Origin of the sequence: Bradyrhizobium pachyrhizi, from assembly GCF_029714545.1 — a bacterium.
GTDB lineage: Bacteria > Pseudomonadota > Alphaproteobacteria > Rhizobiales > Xanthobacteraceae > Bradyrhizobium > Bradyrhizobium pachyrhizi.
The window spans coordinates 3678741-3695384 of sequence record NZ_CP121667.1 but is presented as its reverse complement, the minus strand read 5'-3'; the positions used below and the strand labels follow the sequence as shown (position 1 = coordinate 3695384).

18 protein-coding genes are annotated in these 16644 nt (G+C 64.8%); 7 read left to right on the top strand and 11 right to left on the bottom strand.

Annotated features, from left to right (window positions below; all coding sequences use genetic code 11):
* The first annotated feature begins 3 nt into the window (after positions 1-3).
* Genes bluB through QA639_RS16865 form a run of 4 tightly spaced genes read left to right on the top strand, consistent with a single transcriptional unit; the run spans position 4 to position 1936 of the window.
* Positions 4-636, top strand: a complete 633-nt coding sequence (gene bluB / locus QA639_RS16880) for a 5,6-dimethylbenzimidazole synthase (protein ID WP_157346110.1) — start codon at positions 4-6, stop codon at positions 634-636.
* Positions 614-958, top strand: coding sequence for a hypothetical protein (locus tag QA639_RS16875; RefSeq protein ID WP_157346026.1), 345 nt, complete (start codon positions 614-616; stop codon positions 956-958). The genes bluB and QA639_RS16875 overlap by 23 nt, the downstream gene beginning before the upstream one ends.
* The gene (locus QA639_RS16870; RefSeq protein WP_244978649.1) at positions 955-1167 is read left to right on the top strand and encodes a CbtB domain-containing protein; all 213 of its coding nucleotides are present in this window, start codon (positions 955-957) and stop codon (positions 1165-1167) included. The genes QA639_RS16875 and QA639_RS16870 overlap by 4 nt, the downstream gene beginning before the upstream one ends.
* 10 nt (positions 1168-1177) lie before the next feature.
* The gene (locus tag QA639_RS16865) at positions 1178-1936 is read left to right on the top strand and encodes a CbtA family protein (RefSeq protein WP_028331467.1); all 759 of its coding nucleotides are present in this window, start codon (positions 1178-1180) and stop codon (positions 1934-1936) included.
* Here the strand turns inward: QA639_RS16865 and QA639_RS16860 are convergent.
* Positions 1919-2746, bottom strand: coding sequence for a dienelactone hydrolase family protein (locus QA639_RS16860; protein ID WP_157346024.1), 828 nt, complete (start codon positions 2744-2746; stop codon positions 1919-1921). The two genes, QA639_RS16865 and QA639_RS16860, sit on opposite strands and share 18 nt — an antisense overlap.
* A 104-nt stretch (positions 2747-2850) precedes the next feature.
* On the opposite strand from QA639_RS16860, the gene QA639_RS16855 reads away from it, so the two are divergent.
* Positions 2851-3777 carry a GlxA family transcriptional regulator gene (locus QA639_RS16855; protein ID WP_157346022.1) on the top strand — a complete coding sequence of 309 codons (927 nt, stop codon included), beginning with the start codon at positions 2851-2853 and terminating at the stop codon, positions 3775-3777.
* Positions 3778-3809: 32 nt separating this feature from the next.
* Here the strand turns inward: QA639_RS16855 and QA639_RS16850 are convergent, their stop codons facing one another.
* Positions 3810-4505 (bottom strand): DUF4336 domain-containing protein, encoded by a 696-nt coding sequence (locus QA639_RS16850; RefSeq protein ID WP_157346109.1) that lies wholly within the window; start codon positions 4503-4505, stop codon positions 3810-3812.
* 211 nt (positions 4506-4716) lie between these two features.
* Between QA639_RS16850 and QA639_RS16845 the strand changes: the two genes are divergently transcribed.
* Positions 4717-6084 carry a glycosyltransferase family 87 protein gene (locus tag QA639_RS16845; RefSeq protein WP_157346020.1) on the top strand — a complete coding sequence of 456 codons (1368 nt, stop codon included), beginning with the start codon at positions 4717-4719 and terminating at the stop codon, positions 6082-6084.
* Positions 6085-6350: 266 nt separating this feature from the next.
* On the opposite strand, the gene QA639_RS16840 is transcribed toward QA639_RS16845, so the two are convergent.
* The 4 genes from QA639_RS16840 to chvE form a co-directional block, all read right to left on the bottom strand.
* Positions 6351-7184, bottom strand: a complete 834-nt coding sequence (locus tag QA639_RS16840; protein WP_346283733.1) for an inositol monophosphatase family protein — start codon at positions 7182-7184, stop codon at positions 6351-6353.
* A 57-nt stretch (positions 7185-7241) separates the two neighbouring features.
* Positions 7242-8432 (bottom strand): multiple monosaccharide ABC transporter permease, encoded by a 1191-nt coding sequence (gene mmsB, locus QA639_RS16835; protein ID WP_283090263.1) that lies wholly within the window; start codon positions 8430-8432, stop codon positions 7242-7244.
* Complete coding sequence (gene mmsA, locus QA639_RS16830; protein ID WP_028331473.1) at positions 8429-10009, bottom strand: multiple monosaccharide ABC transporter ATP-binding protein; 1581 nt, start codon at positions 10007-10009, stop codon at positions 8429-8431. Before mmsA ends, mmsB begins: the two co-directional genes overlap by 4 nt.
* A gap of 163 nt (positions 10010-10172) precedes the next feature.
* Complete coding sequence (gene chvE, locus QA639_RS16825; RefSeq protein ID WP_050386983.1) at positions 10173-11246, bottom strand: multiple monosaccharide ABC transporter substrate-binding protein; 1074 nt, start codon at positions 11244-11246, stop codon at positions 10173-10175.
* 140 nt (positions 11247-11386) lie between these two features.
* Here chvE and QA639_RS16820 point away from each other — a divergent pair, with 140 nt between their 5' ends.
* The gene (locus QA639_RS16820; protein ID WP_283090262.1) at positions 11387-11836 is read left to right on the top strand and encodes a hypothetical protein; all 450 of its coding nucleotides are present in this window, start codon (positions 11387-11389) and stop codon (positions 11834-11836) included.
* Between the two features lie 25 nt (positions 11837-11861).
* Here the strand turns inward: QA639_RS16820 and QA639_RS16815 are convergent, their stop codons facing one another.
* From QA639_RS16815 to fba, 5 genes are all read right to left on the bottom strand, one after another.
* Complete coding sequence (locus QA639_RS16815; RefSeq protein WP_283090261.1) at positions 11862-12578, bottom strand: HAD family hydrolase; 717 nt, start codon at positions 12576-12578, stop codon at positions 11862-11864.
* Positions 12575-13516: a CbbX protein gene (cbbX, locus tag QA639_RS16810; RefSeq protein WP_057015875.1), complete on the bottom strand. Its 942-nt coding sequence runs from the start codon at positions 13514-13516 to the stop codon at positions 12575-12577. The genes QA639_RS16815 and cbbX overlap by 4 nt, the downstream gene beginning before the upstream one ends.
* Before the next feature lie 108 nt (positions 13517-13624).
* Positions 13625-14050, bottom strand: a complete 426-nt coding sequence (locus tag QA639_RS16805; RefSeq protein ID WP_028331477.1) for a ribulose bisphosphate carboxylase small subunit — start codon at positions 14048-14050, stop codon at positions 13625-13627.
* A 12-nt stretch (positions 14051-14062) separates the two neighbouring features.
* Positions 14063-15520, bottom strand: coding sequence for a form I ribulose bisphosphate carboxylase large subunit (locus tag QA639_RS16800; RefSeq protein ID WP_038377118.1), 1458 nt, complete (start codon positions 15518-15520; stop codon positions 14063-14065).
* A gap of 36 nt (positions 15521-15556) precedes the next feature.
* Positions 15557-16639: a class II fructose-bisphosphate aldolase gene (fba, locus tag QA639_RS16795; protein WP_283090260.1), complete on the bottom strand. Its 1083-nt coding sequence runs from the start codon at positions 16637-16639 to the stop codon at positions 15557-15559.
* Between the last annotated feature and the right edge of the window lie 5 nt (positions 16640-16644).

The window sequence follows — 16644 nt, the reverse complement described above, 5'->3', positions numbered from 1 at the left end:
GCAATGGTCTCATTCGACGATACGTTTCGCCGGCAACTGCACGAACTGTTCGTGTGGCGGCGCGACGTGCGGCGGTTCCGAACCGATCCGCTGCCGGATGGCACCATCGAGCGGCTGATCGAGATCGCCTGCCTGTCGCCTTCGGTCGGCCTGAGCCAGCCCTGGCGGTTTGTCATTGTCGACGACGAGGCACGACGCCGCGCTGTCATCGACGACTTCAAGGCCTGCAACGCCGATGCGCTGCGGTCCTATTCGGGCGAGCGCGCCGCCAAATATGCCGCGTTGAAACTATCAGGCCTCGAGGAGGCGCCGGGCCATCTCGCCGTGTTTGCCGAGAAGACCGACCGGATCGGCGCCGGTCTCGGCCGCGTGACGATGCCGGAGACGTCGGAATATTCCGTGGTGGCCGCGATCTGCTCGATGTGGCTTGCCGCGCGCGCCGAAGGCATCGGCATCGGCTGGGTGTCGATCCTCAATCCAGACCGCATTCATGGCGTTCTGGAAATCCCGGACTCCTGGAAATTCATCGGCTATCTCTGCATCGGTTACCCACAGACCGAGTGCGACCGTCCGGAGCTCGAACAGGCCAAGTGGGAATCGCGGCGAGGTCCGGATGAATTCACCATCCGACGCTGACCGCCTCCCTGCCAGCGACGGCACCCCAAGCTGTGACGCGCACTGGCGCGCCGACATCGCCTCGCTGGTCTTTCCCGTGCCGGAGCACCGCGCCATCTGCGCCGTGCATCGGGGCGCGTTTCGCACGCTGCTTGGCACCGATCCGACGGTGGACGCATGTCTCGTCCATTTCAGGCGGTTTGAACCAACCTTCAAGGCAGCCGCGCGCGCCAAGATCGAGCGCAAGCGCATTCCCCTTGGAACAAATTTGCATCTTACCAGTCGCGACATCACCCGAAAGCTGCTAGAAGCCGATCAAATCGAATGTGGAGAACGACCATGAGCCAGTCCCGGACCGCGCAAACCCAGGTTACTCAAGCTCAGGTCACGCATCTGCCAATCGCTACCCGACAGGTTGGACGGCTTGCACAGTCGTTGATGGCCATGACGTTCGGCCTGTTCATTGTCGGCGTGGTCGGCTTCTCGCACATCGACGTGATCCACAACGCCGCGCATGACGTGCGCCATTCCAACGCCTTTCCCTGCCACTGATCTCGTTGGCATGAGCACGTTTCGCTCGATCGTCTTCTCGTCGGTCATTGCCGGGTTCATCGTCGGCCTGGTCGTCACGGCGGTCCAGCAATTCGGCACCGTTCCCCTGATCCTCAGGGCCGAGGTCTACGAGAAGGCGGCCACGCACAAGCACGAAGCCGCCGCGCCACCGCAGGCGATCCTCGTCCATGATCATGCCGATCATGATCATGGCGCGGAGGCCTGGGAGCCGCGCGATGGATTGGAACGCAACGTCTATACCGCGGGGGCAAACATCCTGACCGCGATCGGTTTTGCGCTTCTGCTCTGCGGCTTCGTCGCGGTTCGCAGCGGCGCGACCGGCGAGCAGATGTCGTGGCATGAAGGCTTGATGTGGGGCCTCGCGGGTTTTGCCGTCTTCACCATTGCTCCGGGCCTCGGACTGCCGCCTGAATTACCGGGCGTTCCCACCGCTCCATTGCTCTCGCGCCAGATCTGGTGGGTGACGGCGGTGCTGGCGACCGCAGCCGGCCTCGGGCTGATCGTGTTCCGGCGCTCGGTGCCGGCCGCCATCGCCGGCGTGGTCCTGATCATGCTGCCGCATCTGATCGGCGCGCCCGAGCTGGAGCATGTCGAGACCAACGTGCCCTCGTCGCTGTCGCACCAGTTCGTGGTCGCCGTCACGCTGACCAGTCTGGTGTTCTGGTCCCTGCTGGGCAGCCTGACGAGCGCCGCATTCGCCTATTTCGACCGGCAAGGCCCATCGCAAGGCTCATCCGCTCGCGGGTGACAGCCGCTGCCTGAAAAACGCCAGGATCTCATCGCGGGCCGCGATGGTCGGCTGGCCGGCCTCGTCGATCAGATGCACGGTCACGACGCTGTGCGGTGTCGTGACGAAATTCCGGAAGAACGGCGGCACATCGCGGTTCGCCGCGCTGTCGGGAAGCACCCGCCCGATGAATCGATCGCCGAGCGCCTCGCGATAGGCCGCAAAGCGCTGCGCCATGCAGAACTTGTCACCCTCAAAGCGATAGGCCAGCACGGTCAGGTCTTCGCGCTCCAACCGCTCGCGCACCGCTTTGACTTGCTCCGGCGCGATCTCGATGCCCGCCGGATCGTTCAATGGCAATGACGGCTGCGAAAGCACCGGCGCCAGCATCGACGGCTCCAGCATCATGGTGAGCGCGAAATTGCCGGTAAAGCACATCCCGATGGCCCCGACACCGGGACCGCCGCATTCGCCATGGGCAAATCGGGCCAGCGCGCGCAGCCATTGCGTCACGGGACTGGACTGGTTTGCGGCCATCGCACGAAACTCCGCGCTGACGCAGGCGCGCTGAAACACTGCGGCACCCTGCTCTGCGCTCGCAATAGCGCCGTCGTGGCCGAACAGCGACGGCATATAGACGGTGAATCCGGCATCGCGAACCCAGCGGGCGAAGCGCGCCACATGCGGGCTGATGCCCGGCATCTCCGCCATCACGATCACCGCAGGACCGCCGCCGCCAACATGGACGGTCTTACCGGCACCATCGAGGGTGATCTGGCGGCGCTCGAAATCCTCGAGCGGATCGTCCTGGGTCATCGGCCGGTTCGGCATCGGCGGTCCTCCTGATCGGGATCGGCAGCGTCTCGGTGTCAGAGTTGCGATTTTCCGACCCGGCAGCTAGTGTCAAAAATGACATTGATCGCGGATTTTATGACATGACCAGGGTTGCGGTTGTCGAGATCGACGGCTGCCTCGCGTCGGCGGCCGCCATCACCCACGACGTGCTGGCCACGGCCAACCGGATCAGTACGACGAAGCGCACGCGCTTCGAGGTGACGACGCTGCGTTATGGGCCGAGGCGGCGCGCCGGCCGATTGCGCGGCGCCGACCTCGTCATCGTGCCCGGGCTCGGCTCGGCATCAGCCGATGCACTGGAGCGGAAGCTGGCGACACCGGCATGTCGGCACGCCCGCGACATGCTGGTCACGGCGTTCGAGAGCGGCGCGATGCTCGCCGCGTCCTGCGCCAGCAGCTTCCTGCTGGCGGAGACCGGCCTGCTCGACGGCAAGCGGGCGACCACGACATGGTGGTTCGCGCCGCTGTTTCGGCAACGCTATCCGAAAGTCGAGCTGATGACGGAGCGCATGGTTGTGGCCGACTGGCCGATCGCAACCGCCGGCGCGGCGATGGCGCAGATGGACCTGATGCTCGCGGTGATCGCGCGTTTCGGCAGCCCGGCGCTGGCCAAGGGCTGCGCCAATTACCTGCTGCTTGGCGAGCGGCATTCGCAGGCGCCGTTCATGGCGATCAATTATCTTGCCAGCCAGGACCCCAAGGTCGCCAGGGCAGAGAAATGGGTGCGCAGCAACATCGCGCGCGACTTCACGATCGGGGACGTTGCCGCTGCCGTCGCGCTGGCGCCACGGACATTTGCCAGGCGGCTCGAGTCGATCTGCGGCGTGTCGCCCATTCAATTCGTGCAACGCATCAGGATCGAGACGGCGCGGTCGTTGCTCGAGACCACGCGCCTGTCGGTCGAAGAGATCGCGGGCAAGGTTGGATATGCCGAGCCCTCGACCCTCCGCCGGCTGATCCGGCGCGAAACGCGGCATTCGCCACGGCATTTCCGCTCAGGCGGTTGATCCGCAACGACGCCGCATCCGCGATGAAATCATCACGCCAAGAGCCACGCGAAGGCGCGGCGCAAGAATGCCGGCGCATCCTTTTCGACCGGCGTTCCATGGGCCATCAGTACCTTTTCGGCGGGCCACGCCAAAATCCTTTGCAAGGCCGCACGCGCGGCGCGGCGGCCGGTGAAGGCAACGCGGAACTTGCGCGGCACCGACGGCTCCGGCCCGACCATCAGGTCGAGTTTTGCGATCGTCGCCCGCCAGCCGGAGACCAGTTCGGCAGCGATTTGCTGCAGCAAGTCGGTGAACAGCACAGTGCCGCTTTCGACATGGAAGAACACCACCTCCGTGGTGATCAGGTTGCCACGCATCACCACCTGATCGATCTGTCCGGCCCAGTCGAGGCTCGGCGCATCCGCGAGATCGGCATCGAAGCCGAGGTCACGGCGCCGCTTGCGCAGGCCAGGTGGGGCGTGGAGCACAGCGGCCGGATAGGCCTGCTTCCACTCGGCGAGGAACAGATGGTGCAGCGAGTTGGGCGCCACGATGTGCCGGACCTGACCGAGCGCCTCCACGCCGGCCCGCAATTCCTCCGTCAACCGGACCGGCGACCAGATGAAAAGGCCGCCGTCCGCCAGCCTGACGACGGCCATGCGGGTCGGATAGTGAAACCCGGCGACCGCGAGGTTCGGCCCCCCGGCAATCCAGATGTCGTGGCCGAACTGCTGCAATACCACCATTCGCGATGAACCCTGACCGTCGAGCGCCGCATGCTGCCGCCAGCGTTGCGGGTTCATTTACCATGCCCGGCATGACAGGCCGCGGACAAGGGCAATGTCGATCATCGGTTCCGATTGCGCCGCGGCCAATTGCAACGATCGGGTTTACGCAACCTTAGACGATTTGATCCAAACGTTGTGCGTGCACGACGCGATTGGGATGAAGCGGCCGATGTCGCAAAAGTCGGACCTCGAGGGACACAGGCTGGCCTTCGCTGATGACGCCGCGCGTCACTTCGCGGCGGATGACGCGGATCGTGGCGCTGCGATGCCGCGCGCGACCATCAGCCGAACCTCGAATGCGTCCGCAAGTCAGCCGCAGGCGGCACTCGCGCATTCGCCGCGGTACGGCGCGGGCGCGCTGGTCTCCGCGTTGCGTGAGGCCGACTGGCTCACGGCTGATCGTGTCACCGCCTTCACCCGCGTATTTCTCGTCCTGTTCATCGGCTGCATCGCGATCATCCCATGGGCTGCGCCGACGATGGATGTCGGCCATGATTTCGCGGCGTTCTGGACCGCGGCAAAGCTCGCGCTCGAAGGCCGCGCCGGCGACGCCTATGGCGACGCAGGCCGCGCCGCTGTAGCCGCTGTGCTCGGTCAGAACACCTACGCACCGTTCTTCTACCCGCCGACGTCGCTGTTGTTCTGGATGCCCTTCGCACTGGTTCCCTTTGCAACGGCGGCCGTCATCTGGATCTTCGCGACCGGCGCCGCCTATGCAGCCGCGGTGAGAGCCATGCTCGAGCGCGGCTCCGTCGTTCCCGCGCTCGCCTTTCCCGCCGTGTGGGTGTGCGCGCTGTTCGGACAGAATTCGCTGTTCTCGGCGGCCCTGCTCGGCGGATCGGCCGTCACGCTGGACCGCTACCCGGTGATCGCCGGGGCGTTGCTCGGGTGCTTCAGCTACAAGCCGCAGATCGCCCTGCTCGCGCCGCTGGTGCTGATCCTGGCGCGGCGCTGGCGCGCGCTCGCTGCAGCGGCCGCAACGACGCTCGCGCTTGTGCTGGCGGCCACCGCCTTCTTCGGCATCGACCCGTGGATCAAGTTCGTTGCCGTTCTGCCGGAGGCAAGCGCCTGGAGCCTCGGCGGCGGACCCGGTTTCGAGAAGTTCGCCAGTCCCTACGCCGCGGTCAGGCTGGCCGGCGGATCCAGCAGCACGGCCTGGCTCGTCCAGGTGATCGCGGCCGCAATCGCGATCGCCGTCATGATCCTGGTGCTGCGAAAACGTCCCGGCGGCGCCGCCGAGATCGCGCTGATGGTGGCGATGACCGGCCTGTGCGTGCCGTCGCTCGGCAACTATGAGGTCGTGATCCTGGCGATCCCGGGCGCGTGGCTGATCGCGCAGGCGCTTGCGCAGGGCTGGCTGCCCTATGAACGCATCGCCCTCGCGGCGCTTTATTTGACGCCCTTCGCCATGGTGCCTGCGGGCGCCAACGGCCTGCAACTGGCACCGATCGCCGCTGCGGCAGTTGCCATCCTTGTCGTGCGCCGCATCAGGCATCTGCCACTGCTGGATGCTGCGGCCGAAATCGCCAATCACTGATTTGCCCGACGGCGCAAGTCCCCGCGGCAAAAATATGGCCGCTGACAGCGCAACACATTCAATGTCGTCCCTGCGAACGCAGGGACCCATAACCACAAAAGCCGGTTGTCACGGCGACGCTGGGACGACGAGTCCTTCCACAACACCTGCCGCGGCGTATGGATCCCTGCTTTCGCAGGGACGACACCGAACAAGCCGTTTGACAGTTGAATCCGAAAACCAATGTGGCTCATAACCGCCGCAACGCGACGAACCCGCGTCCGCTGCTATCCAGCCGGCGTCAGGATCGCCTCTCGCGCCGCGCGCCAGCTCGCCTCGTCGGGTGCGCACAGCAAGCCGCCGGTCAGATTGACCGGCCGGTAGGGTGATCCGTCGAAATGCGCGCTGTAGCCGCCGGCCTCGCGATGCAACAGCCAGCCCGCGGCATGATCCCACGGCATCAGCTTGTTGTAGAACAGCAGATGGCAATGTCCGGACGCCGCCATGCGATACTCATGCGCGGCGCATCTGAGCCAGGCGCTGCCGCCGAGCCTGGAAAGATTGCCGGCGACAATCGTGCGCAGCGGCTCGGGCAGGAAGTTGACGCCGACGATCGCATCCATCTGCTTGACCGGCACGGCGGGAGCCACTTTCAGGTCATGCCGCCGGCCGTCCGGCATCGCGAGCCACGCGCCCTCGCCGCGCAGCGCGAATGCGGTGTCGTTGCTGACCGGATCATGGATCGCACCGAATACGATCTCGCCGCGCATGGTGGCGGCCACCATGGTGCCGAACAGCGGCAGGCTCGAGGTGAAGTTCCGCGTGCCGTCGATCGGATCGATGATGAAGGCAAGCTCCGCGGTTCCGAGCTGATCGAGCGCGGCCGGATCACGCGCGGCGCCCTCCTCGCCGATCACAACTGCATTCGGAAACGCCCGCAGCAGCGCCGCCGATATCGCCTGCTCGGCAAGCTCATCGGCTTCGGTGACGACGTCGAATGCCGATGTCTTGGTGCGGACCTCGATCTCCCGCACGCGGCGGAACCGCGGCATGATCTCGCTGCGGGCGACTTCGGCAAGGATGGCTCCGATGTTCAGCGCGTCGGCATGGGACAGTTTCACGCGGCATTCTCCTGCGTTGCTCCGGCACCCTATCGTGGAATTGTGAGTGCGTGGCGGTCAGCGGCGCTGGTTGTAGACGTCGATGCAGACGGCGCCAAGCAGCACGAGGCCCTTGATCACCTGCTGATAATCGATGCCGATACCGAGGATCGACATGCCGTTGTTCATGACGCCCATGATCATGGCACCGACCACCGCGCCGCCGACCCGGCCGACGCCGCCATAGGCCGACGCACCGCCAATGAAGCAGGCGGCGATCACATCGAGCTCGAAGCCGAGGCCGGCCTTCGGCGTCGCGGTGTTGAGCCGGGCTGCGAACACCAGCCCTGCAAGCGCGGCCAGCGCGCCCATGTTGACGAAGGTGAAGAAGGTGAGCCGTTCGGTCTTGACGCCCGACAGTTTCGCCGCCTTGGCATTGCCGCCCACCGCGTAGATCTGCCGCCCGATCACCGTCCGCCGCGTGACGAAGCCATAGAGCGCGATCAAGACGGTCATGATGACGAGCACATTGGGCAGGCCGCGATGCGAAGCGATCAGATAGGTGAAGTAGAGCACCGCGCCCGCCAGCGCGATGCTCTTGACGATGAAAAACGCGTAGGGCTCGACGGCGATGCCGTGCGCCTGCTCGCGCGCCCGGCTCCTGGCGGTCGCCAGCACCAGCACAAACGCCAGGACGATGCCGATCGCGAGCGACGTCGGATAGAGCGTGCCTGCACTCGGGAACAGCTCGGGGATGAAGCCCGACGACAGCTTCTGGAAGGTCGGCGGGAACGGCCCGACCGACTGGCCCTGCAGGACCGCGAGCGCGAGGCCCTTGAACACCAGCATGCCCGCCAGCGTCACGATGAAGGACGGAATGCCGAAATAGGCCACCCAGTAGCCCTGCGCCGCACCGATCGCGGCGCCGACCAGGAGGCAGGCGACGAAGGCAATCGGGTAGCTGACATGGTAGTGCACCATCAGCACCGCCGCGACCGCGCCGACGAAGCCCGCGACCGAGCCGACCGAAAGATCGATATGCCCAGTGACGATCACCAGCAGCATGCCGAGCGCCATGATGACGATGTAGCTGTTCTGCAGCACGAGATTGGTGAGGTTGAGCGGCTGCAACAGCGTGCCGTCGGTCACGATCTCGAAGAACAGCATGATCGCGAGCAGCGACAGCAGCATGCCGTAGTTGCGCAGATTGTTCTTGATGAAGCCGGAATGCTTGGGGGCCTCGGGAAGTGATACCGTCTTGTCGGTCATGGTGCCCCTCCTCCGGCGCGTGCCGCCCTCTCGTCGGCGCCGCGTCCGGACATTCTGACATTGCGCATGATGGCGCGCATGATCTTCTCCTGCGTCGCATCGTGCGCAGCGAACTCGCCGACGAAGGCGCCGTCATTCATCACGCAGATCCGGTCGCAGATGCCGAGCAGTTCGGGCATCTCCGAGGAGATCACCACGACGCCCCTGCCGGCCTCGGCCAGCTCGTTGATGATGGAGTAGATCTCGTATTTCGCGCCGACGTCGATCCCGCGTGTCGGCTCGTCCAGCAGCAGCACCCTCGGATCGGTCATCAGCCATTTCGACAGCACGACCTTCTGCTGGTTGCCGCCCGAGAGGTCGCCGGTCGCCTGATAGACGTCGGAGCAGCGGATCCGCATCCGGGTGCGGTAGTCGCTCGCGGCTTTCAGCTCGGCGACGTCGTCGATCACGCCGCGCTCCGACACCTGGCGCAGGCTCGCCACCGTCACGTTCTTGCGGACGTCGGCGGCAAGGATCAGCCCGAGCTGCTTGCGGTCTTCGGTGACATAGGCAATGCCGGCATCGATCGCGGCCGGCACGCTGGACAGATCGGCCTCGCGTCCATCGAGGCGGACCTTGCCGGAGACGTTGGTACCCCAGGCGCGGCCGAACAGGCTCATGGCGAACTCGGTGCGGCCGGCGCCCATCAGGCCGGCGATGCCGACCACCTCGCCGCGCCGCAGCGTGAAGTCGACATTCTTGATCACCTGCCGCTCGGTATGCAGCGGGTGATACACCGACCAGTTCTCCACCGTCATCACGGGTTCGCCGATCTCCGCCTTTCGCTCGGGAAAACGATGCGCCAGATCGCGGTCGACCATGCTGCGAATGATGCGGTCCTCCTCGATCCGCTCGGTGCGGCAGTCGATGCTGTCGACGGTGCGGCCGTCGCGCAGCACCGTGATGCGGTCGGCGACGCGTGCAACCTCGTTCAGCTTGTGCGAGATCAGGATCGAGGCGATGCCCTGCTCGCGGAAGGCCAGGAGACGCTCGAGCAAGGCGGCGCTGTCGGCTTCGTTGAGACTTGCGGTCGGCTCGTCGAGGATCAGGAGACGCACCCGCTTGGACAACGCCTTGGCGATTTCCACGAGCTGCTGCTTGCCGACGCCGAGGTCGGTGATCAACGTATCCGGCGGCTCCCGCAAGCCGACCTGCGCCAACAGCTCGGCGGTCCGCCGATGCACCGCGTTGCGGTCGATGACGCCGAACCGCGACGGCGGATGCGACAGAAAGATGTTCTCGGCAATCGACATCAGCGGGATCAGCGCCAGCTCCTGATGGATGATGATGATCCCGAGCGCCTCGCTGTCGTTGATGTCGCGGAAGCGCCGCTCCTCGCCGTCGAACACGATCGACCCATCGTAGCTGCCGGCCGGATAGACCCCACTCAGCACCTTCATCAAGGTCGACTTGCCGGCGCCGTTTTCGCCGACCAGCGCATGGATCTGCCCGGCCTCGACAGTGAAGCTGACGTCGCGCAACGCCTGCACGCCCGCAAAGCTCTTGCTGACGCCGCGCATCTCAAGCATTGCCGTCATCGGATCAGGTCCCGCAACGTCGGTCGTCCCCGGCGCGGTCCGCCGCCGCTTGCCGGCGATCCGCCCTAGAGCCTATTCCGTTCCGATTAAATCGGAACGGGGCTCCAGATTCTAGTTTTGATGCGTTTTCCTCACGCCGGTACCCACTTCGCCCGAAAACGCTCTAGTCGAATTGCGAGCGCTTGTAATAGCCGCTGTCAATCAGGACTTTCTCCCAATTGGTCTTATCCACCACGACCGGCTTGAGAAGATAGGACGGAACCACCTTGACCCCGTTGTTGTAGGTCTTGGTGTCGTTGACGCTGACCTCCTTCTTGCTCAGCACGGCGTCGACCATGTCGGCCGTGACCTTGGCGAGGTCGCGGGTGTCCTTGAAGATGGTCGAATATTGCTCGCCGCGCAGCATCGCCTTGATCGAGGGGACTTCGGCGTCCTGTCCGCTGATATACGGCATCGGCTGGTCCTTGCTGCCATAGCCGACGCTCTTCAGCGAGGAGATGATGCCGATCGACAGGCCGTCATAGGGCGACAGCACCGCGTCGACGCGCTTCTTGCCGTAGAACGCGCTGAGCAGGTTGTCCATCCGCGCCTGCGCGGTTGCTCCGTCCCAGCGCAGCGTCGCGACCTTGTTCATGCCCGTCTGGCCGCTGCCGACCACGAGCTTTCCGCTGTCAATATAGGGCTTCAACACCGACATCGCGCCGTCGTAGAAGAAATACGCGTTGTTGTCGTCGGGCGAGCCGCCGAACAGCTCGATGTTGAAGGGCCCCTTGCCCTCCTTGAGCCCGAGCGCGTTCTCGATCGACTGGGCCTGCAGCACGCCGACCTGGAAATTGTCGAAGGTCGCGTAATAGTCGACATTGGGGGTGTCGCGGATCAGGCGGTCATAGGCGATCACCGTGATGCCCTGGGCCTTGGCCTGCTTCAGGACATCGGACAAGGTGGTGCCGTCGATGGCGGCGATGACCAGCACCTTGGCGCCCTTGGTCACCATGTTCTCGACCTGGGAGAGTTGGTTCGGAATGTCGTCTTCGGCATATTGCAGATCGGTGCCGTAGCCGCGCTCCTTCAGCACCTTGACCATGTTGTTGCCGTCGTCGATCCAGCGTGCCGAGGATTTGGTCGGCATCGCGATGCCGATGGTCGGCTTGCTCTGGGCGAGCGCGTCGCGATCGGACACCGTCGCGGCAAGACCGGCCAGCGCAAGCGCGAACAAGGTGGTCTTCAATTTGAACATGCTTCACTCCCCTGCTTTTTTGAGTTGGGATTCCAGTTGCCGTGGACAGCGTCAATCGACGGCTATCGTTCGTGGGCCGGCCGCGGATTCTACGGCGGCGCCGGATCGGCGCCGGGACCGTCACGAACTGAAATTGCGGAATGTCGATCGAACTCGTCAACAGCGCCAATGCTCACTCCGCATGGTCGGCCATGTCGATCCCGCAATGCCGGGTTCAGCCGCGAGTCATGTCGTGGGGCGAACGAGGCGCAGGAATGACGTGGAGGGTCATGAGGCGCCGGTCTCCCGGAATCGTTGGCGAGCGCCAGCGTCCGACGGGACGTCTGGCGGTGCGCCGCCGTATTCTGCATCCTTTGGTTGATATTGCCCCTACCATATGGACGCAGGCACCGACTGGCCATTTATTTAACTATCCGAAGAAATTAATCGGAGATGTGGAGGGTCGCGGGAGTAATATCTGGAATCACTGGCAAGTCTCAAAGCCTCCAGGTGGCACGGCACTGCTTCTGACAACCTTTGGCGTGATTGTGCCTTCACCCTGCCGTGGATGCAAGCGCCATTTATTTCACCATCCGAAGAAATTTGTCTGAGCTGCCCGGCCGGCGGCAGCGACCTTCAGGCGTCGATGTCGGAGAGATCGTCAACAACCAGCAGAGCCTCGGCAAAATCGTCGTCGCTGAAATAGGTGCTGCGGGTGATGACGACGGGGATGCCGGCGCGCGCCGCGGCGGCGAGGCCGTTGCCGGAATCCTCGATTGCGACGCAATCTCCCGGCCCGAGCCCGAGCCGGATCAGGACCTCGGTGTAGACGTCCGGCGCCGGCTTCTTCCGCGGCACGTCGTCTCCGGCAACGATCGCCTCGAACTGATTGGCCCAGTCCGGCCCGAGCGAAACCGAAAGCAGGGCATCGATATTGCCGTGCGAGGTGGTCGTTGCGATCGCCAGGCGCTGGCCGCGGCCGCGCGCGCCGGCGAGCCAGGCCCTGACGCCCGGCCGCAACGGGCAGCCGCCGGCGGCAACCAGCGCGGCGTAGCGCGCGGTCTTGATCCTGTGCAGGTCAGCGATCTCGGCGAATGTCAGCATTGGGACCGCGTTGCGCTGGTCGAAGGCACGGATGCGCTCCTTGCCTCCGGCCACCCGAAGCAGCCGCGCATAAGTGACCTGGTCCCAGAACCAATCGAGGCCGGCTTCGGCAAAGGCTTCATTGAAGGCGCGGCGGTGCACCTCCTCGGTTTCGGCGAGCGTGCCGTCGACATCGAAGATCAAGGCGCGGGCGCTCGCGATGATGTCGCGCATCCCGGCGGTCCGGATCACGGCGAGCGCCTCGTTCATCGTCCCTCGCCCGGCGCACCGGCGCCTTTGACGAACACCCGGCTAGCGAGCACGTCGCCGGCCTCGATCGACATCACATCGTCGGCCGTGAGCGTGCGGTCGAGCTTCGCCACGATCCGGTTGGCCTGGCGCAGCCGGATGCGATCGAGCGCATTGCGGATCGAGCGTGCATTGGAGAACAGCGGCTGTTCCTTGCGCACGGCAATGTAACGGATGAAGGCCTCGCGCGCTTCCGGAGAGAACCGATAATTCTGCTGCTGCAACATCAGCTCGGCGATCCAGAGCAACTCGCCGTCCGAATAGTCCGGGAAGTCGATGTGATGCGCGATCCGGGAGCGGAAGCCCGGATTGCTCTGGAAGAATTTCTCCATGCGGTCGCCATAGCCGGCCAGGATCACCACCAGATCCTCGCGCTGCTGCTCCATCACCTGCAGCAGGATCTCGATCGCCTCCTGCCCGTAGTCGCGCTCGTTTTCGGGGCGATAGAGGTAATAGGCCTCGTCGATAAACAGCACGCCGCCCATCGCCTTCTTCAATATCTCTTTCGTCTTCGGCGCGGTGTGGCCGATATATTGGCCGACGAGGTCGTCGCGCGTGACGCTGATGACGTGGCCGCGGCGCACGAAGCCGAGCTTGTGCAGAATGCCGGCCATCCGCAGCGCGACCGTGGTCTTGCCGGTGCCGGGGTTGCCGGTGAACGACATGTGCAGGGTCGGAAACGTCGTTGCCAACGCCATCTTCTGCCTGATGCGTTCGACCAGCAGCAGCGAGGCGATCTCGCGGATGCGGGTCTTCACCGGCTTCAGGCCGATCAATTCGGAATCGAGCTGGTCGAGCACGTCGCCGATACCGAGGTCGGCGAATTCATGCCGGAGGTCGATGGTCTCGAGCGGGGTCTCGCGGATTTGTTCGCTGATCTGTTCTTGCGCTTGCGTCATTGTCCTCTCGCCTGGAAAAGCTCCGTCGCCGCGGCGGCGACGACGGAGAAGTGCATCCGGACCAGACGGTCGAGGGAGCAATCCGCCTGGTTTGCAAGCCGGACGCGGTTACTGATCTGCGTAGCGTTCGCCCTCGGGGCGGCCCGCTGCGTAGGAATGGGTCGCGTAACGCAGGTTGCGTCCGGCAGCCTCCGAGCGGTCGAGCCGGAAGCCCGGCTCCTCGCGCGGCCGGTTGACGATGAAGGAGATGCGTACGGACTCCCAGCCCGGGCTGGAATCGAAGCCGGAGACCCGGATATAGCGGTCGCCATAGACCCGCCGGCAGTCGGCGAGTTCCTTCATGATGCCGGCCGCGTCGCGCAGGTCGAACATCGGCAGGCCCCACATATCCCAATAGGTGTTGCGGGGGTGCGGATCGTCGGTGAACTCGATGTTCACCGCCCAACCCTTGTCGAGGCAGTATTGCACCTGCGCGGCGATCTGCTCGTCGGTGAGATCGGGCAGGAACGAGAAGCAGCCTTGGGTAACGCGCATGAGTATCTCCTCTCAGACCGCCATGCTCGGCGTGGGAACGAAATCGGGAGCGTCGGTCGACTCGTAGTTGAAGGTGACGTCCTTCCAGACGTCGAGCGCCTCGCGCAGCGGCGTGCAGGTCTGCGCCGCCTTGGCCAGGATCTCCGGCCCCTCATGGACGTAGTCGCGCCCCTCGTTGCGGGCGAGGATCATGGCTTCCAGCGCGACGCGGTTGGCGGTGGCGCCGGCCTGGATGCCGCGGGGATGTCCGATGGTGCCGCCGCCGAACTGCAGCACGACGTCCTCGCCGAGCAGATCGAGCAGCTGGTGCATCTGGCCGGCATGAATGCCGCCGGAGGCCACCGGCATCAGCTTGTTGAGGCTGGCCCAGTTCTGATCGAAGAACACGCCGTGCTCCAGATGCAACGGATTGAAGTCCTCGCGGCAGATGTCGTAATAGCCGCGGGTGGTGTTCGGATCGCCCTCGAGCTTGCCGACCACCGTGCCGGCATGGATGTGATCGACGCCGGCGAGCCGCATCCATTTCGCGATCACGCGGAACGAGACGCCGTGGCTGCGCTGCCGCGTGTAGGTCGAGTGGCCGGCGCGATGCAGATGCAGGATCATGTTGTTCCTGCGTGCCCACTTCGCCATCGACTGGATCGCGGTGTAGCCGATCACAAGGTCGATCATGACGATGTTGGAGCCGAGCTCATGAGCGAACTCGGCGCGCTCGTACATGTCCTCCATGGTCGCCGCGGTGACGTTGAGATAGGTCCCCTTGATCTCGCCGGTCGCGGCCTGCGCGCGGTTGACCGCCTCCATGCAGTAGAGGAAGCGCTCGCGCCAGTGCATGAAGGGTTGCGAGTTGATGTTCTCGTCGTCCTTGGTGAAGTCGAGCCCACCTTTCAAGGCTTCATAAACAACGCGGCCGTAGTTGCGGCCGGACAGGCCGAGCTTCGGCTTCACGGTGGCGCCGAGCAATGGACGGCCGAACTTGTCGAGCCGCTCGCGCTCCACCACGATCCCGGTCGCCGGGCCCTGGAACGTCTTCACATAGGCGGTCGGCAGCCGCATGTCCTCGAGCCGCAGCGCCTTCAGCGGCTTGAAGCCGAACACATTGCCGATGATCGAGGCCGTCAGGTTCGAGATCGAGCCCGGCTCGAACAGGTCGAGGTCATAGGCGATATAGGCGAAGTAGCTGCCCGGCGAATTCGGCACCGGATCGACGCGGTAGCACTTCGCCCGATATTTCTCCGCGGCCGTCAGGCGGTCGGTCCACACCACGGTCCAGGTCGCGGTCGAGGATTCGCCCGCCACCGCCGCGCAGGCTTCGGTCGGATCGACGCCGTCTTGCGGCGTGACGCGGAACAAGGCAATAACGTCGGTGTCCTTGGGCTCGTAGTTCGGCTCCCAATAGCCCATACGCTTGTATTCCATCACGCCGGACTTGTAGCGATCCTTGCCGCGCACGGTGATCGACTGCTGCATATTCATCGAAATCTCCTGTGGTTCGTCGCCATTTGCTCAGGCGGCCTGGGTCATCTTTCCAATTTGCGGATCGAGCGCGCCGGCGCGATAGCGGCGGGCCATCTCCGGCAGTGCAACCACCTTGATCCTGGCGGCATTGCCGGCCGTGCCGAATTGCTCGAAGCGGTCACGGCAGAGTTCGCGCAGCGCATCCATCGCCGGCTTCAGGAATTTGCGCGGATCGAACTCGCTCTTCGACTGGACGGCGACCTTGCGGAAGGCCGCCGCCATCGCCAGGCGGCAATCGGTGTCGATATTGACCTTGCGCACCCCGTGCTTGATGCCGCGGACGATCTCCTCGACCGGGACGCCCCAGGTCTGCGGCATCTCGCCGCCGAACTGGTTGAACATGTCCTGCAGCGGCTGCGGCACCGAGGACGAGCCGTGCATCACCAGATGCGTGTTCGGCAGGCGGCTGTGGATCTCCTCGACCACGCGCATCGCCAGGATCTCGCCGTCGGGCCGCCGCGTGAACTTGTAGGCGCCGTGCGAGGTGCCCATCGCGATCGCGAGCGCATCGACCTTGGTGGCGCGGACGAAATCGACCGCCTGGTCGGGATCGGTGAGCAGTTGGTCATGGCTCAGCTTGCCTTCGACGCCGTGACCGTCCTCCTGCTCGCCGCCGCCATGCTCGAGCGAGCCGAGCACGCCGAGTTCGCCTTCGACCGACGCGCCGACCCAGTGGGCCATGTCGACGACCCGGCGGGTGATATCGACATTGTAGTCATAGTCGGCCGCGGTCTTGGCGTCGGCCCTGAGCGAGCCGTCCATCATGACGGAGGTGAAGCCGTAGCGGATCGCGGTGGCGCAGGTCGACTCTTCATTGCCGTGATCGAGATGCAGGCAGAGCGGAATCTGCGGATGCATCTCCTCGAGCGCGTCGATCATCTTCGCCAGCATGATGTCGTTGGCATAGGACCGCGCGCCGCGCGAGGCCTGGATGATGACAGGTGCATCGCAGGAAGCCGCCGCCTCCATGATGGCGAGGCCCTGCTCCATATTGTTAATGTTGAAGGCCGGAACGCCGTAGCCGCGTTCGGCGGCGTGGTCCAGCAACTGCCTCAGGGTTATCCGCGCCATGGTGG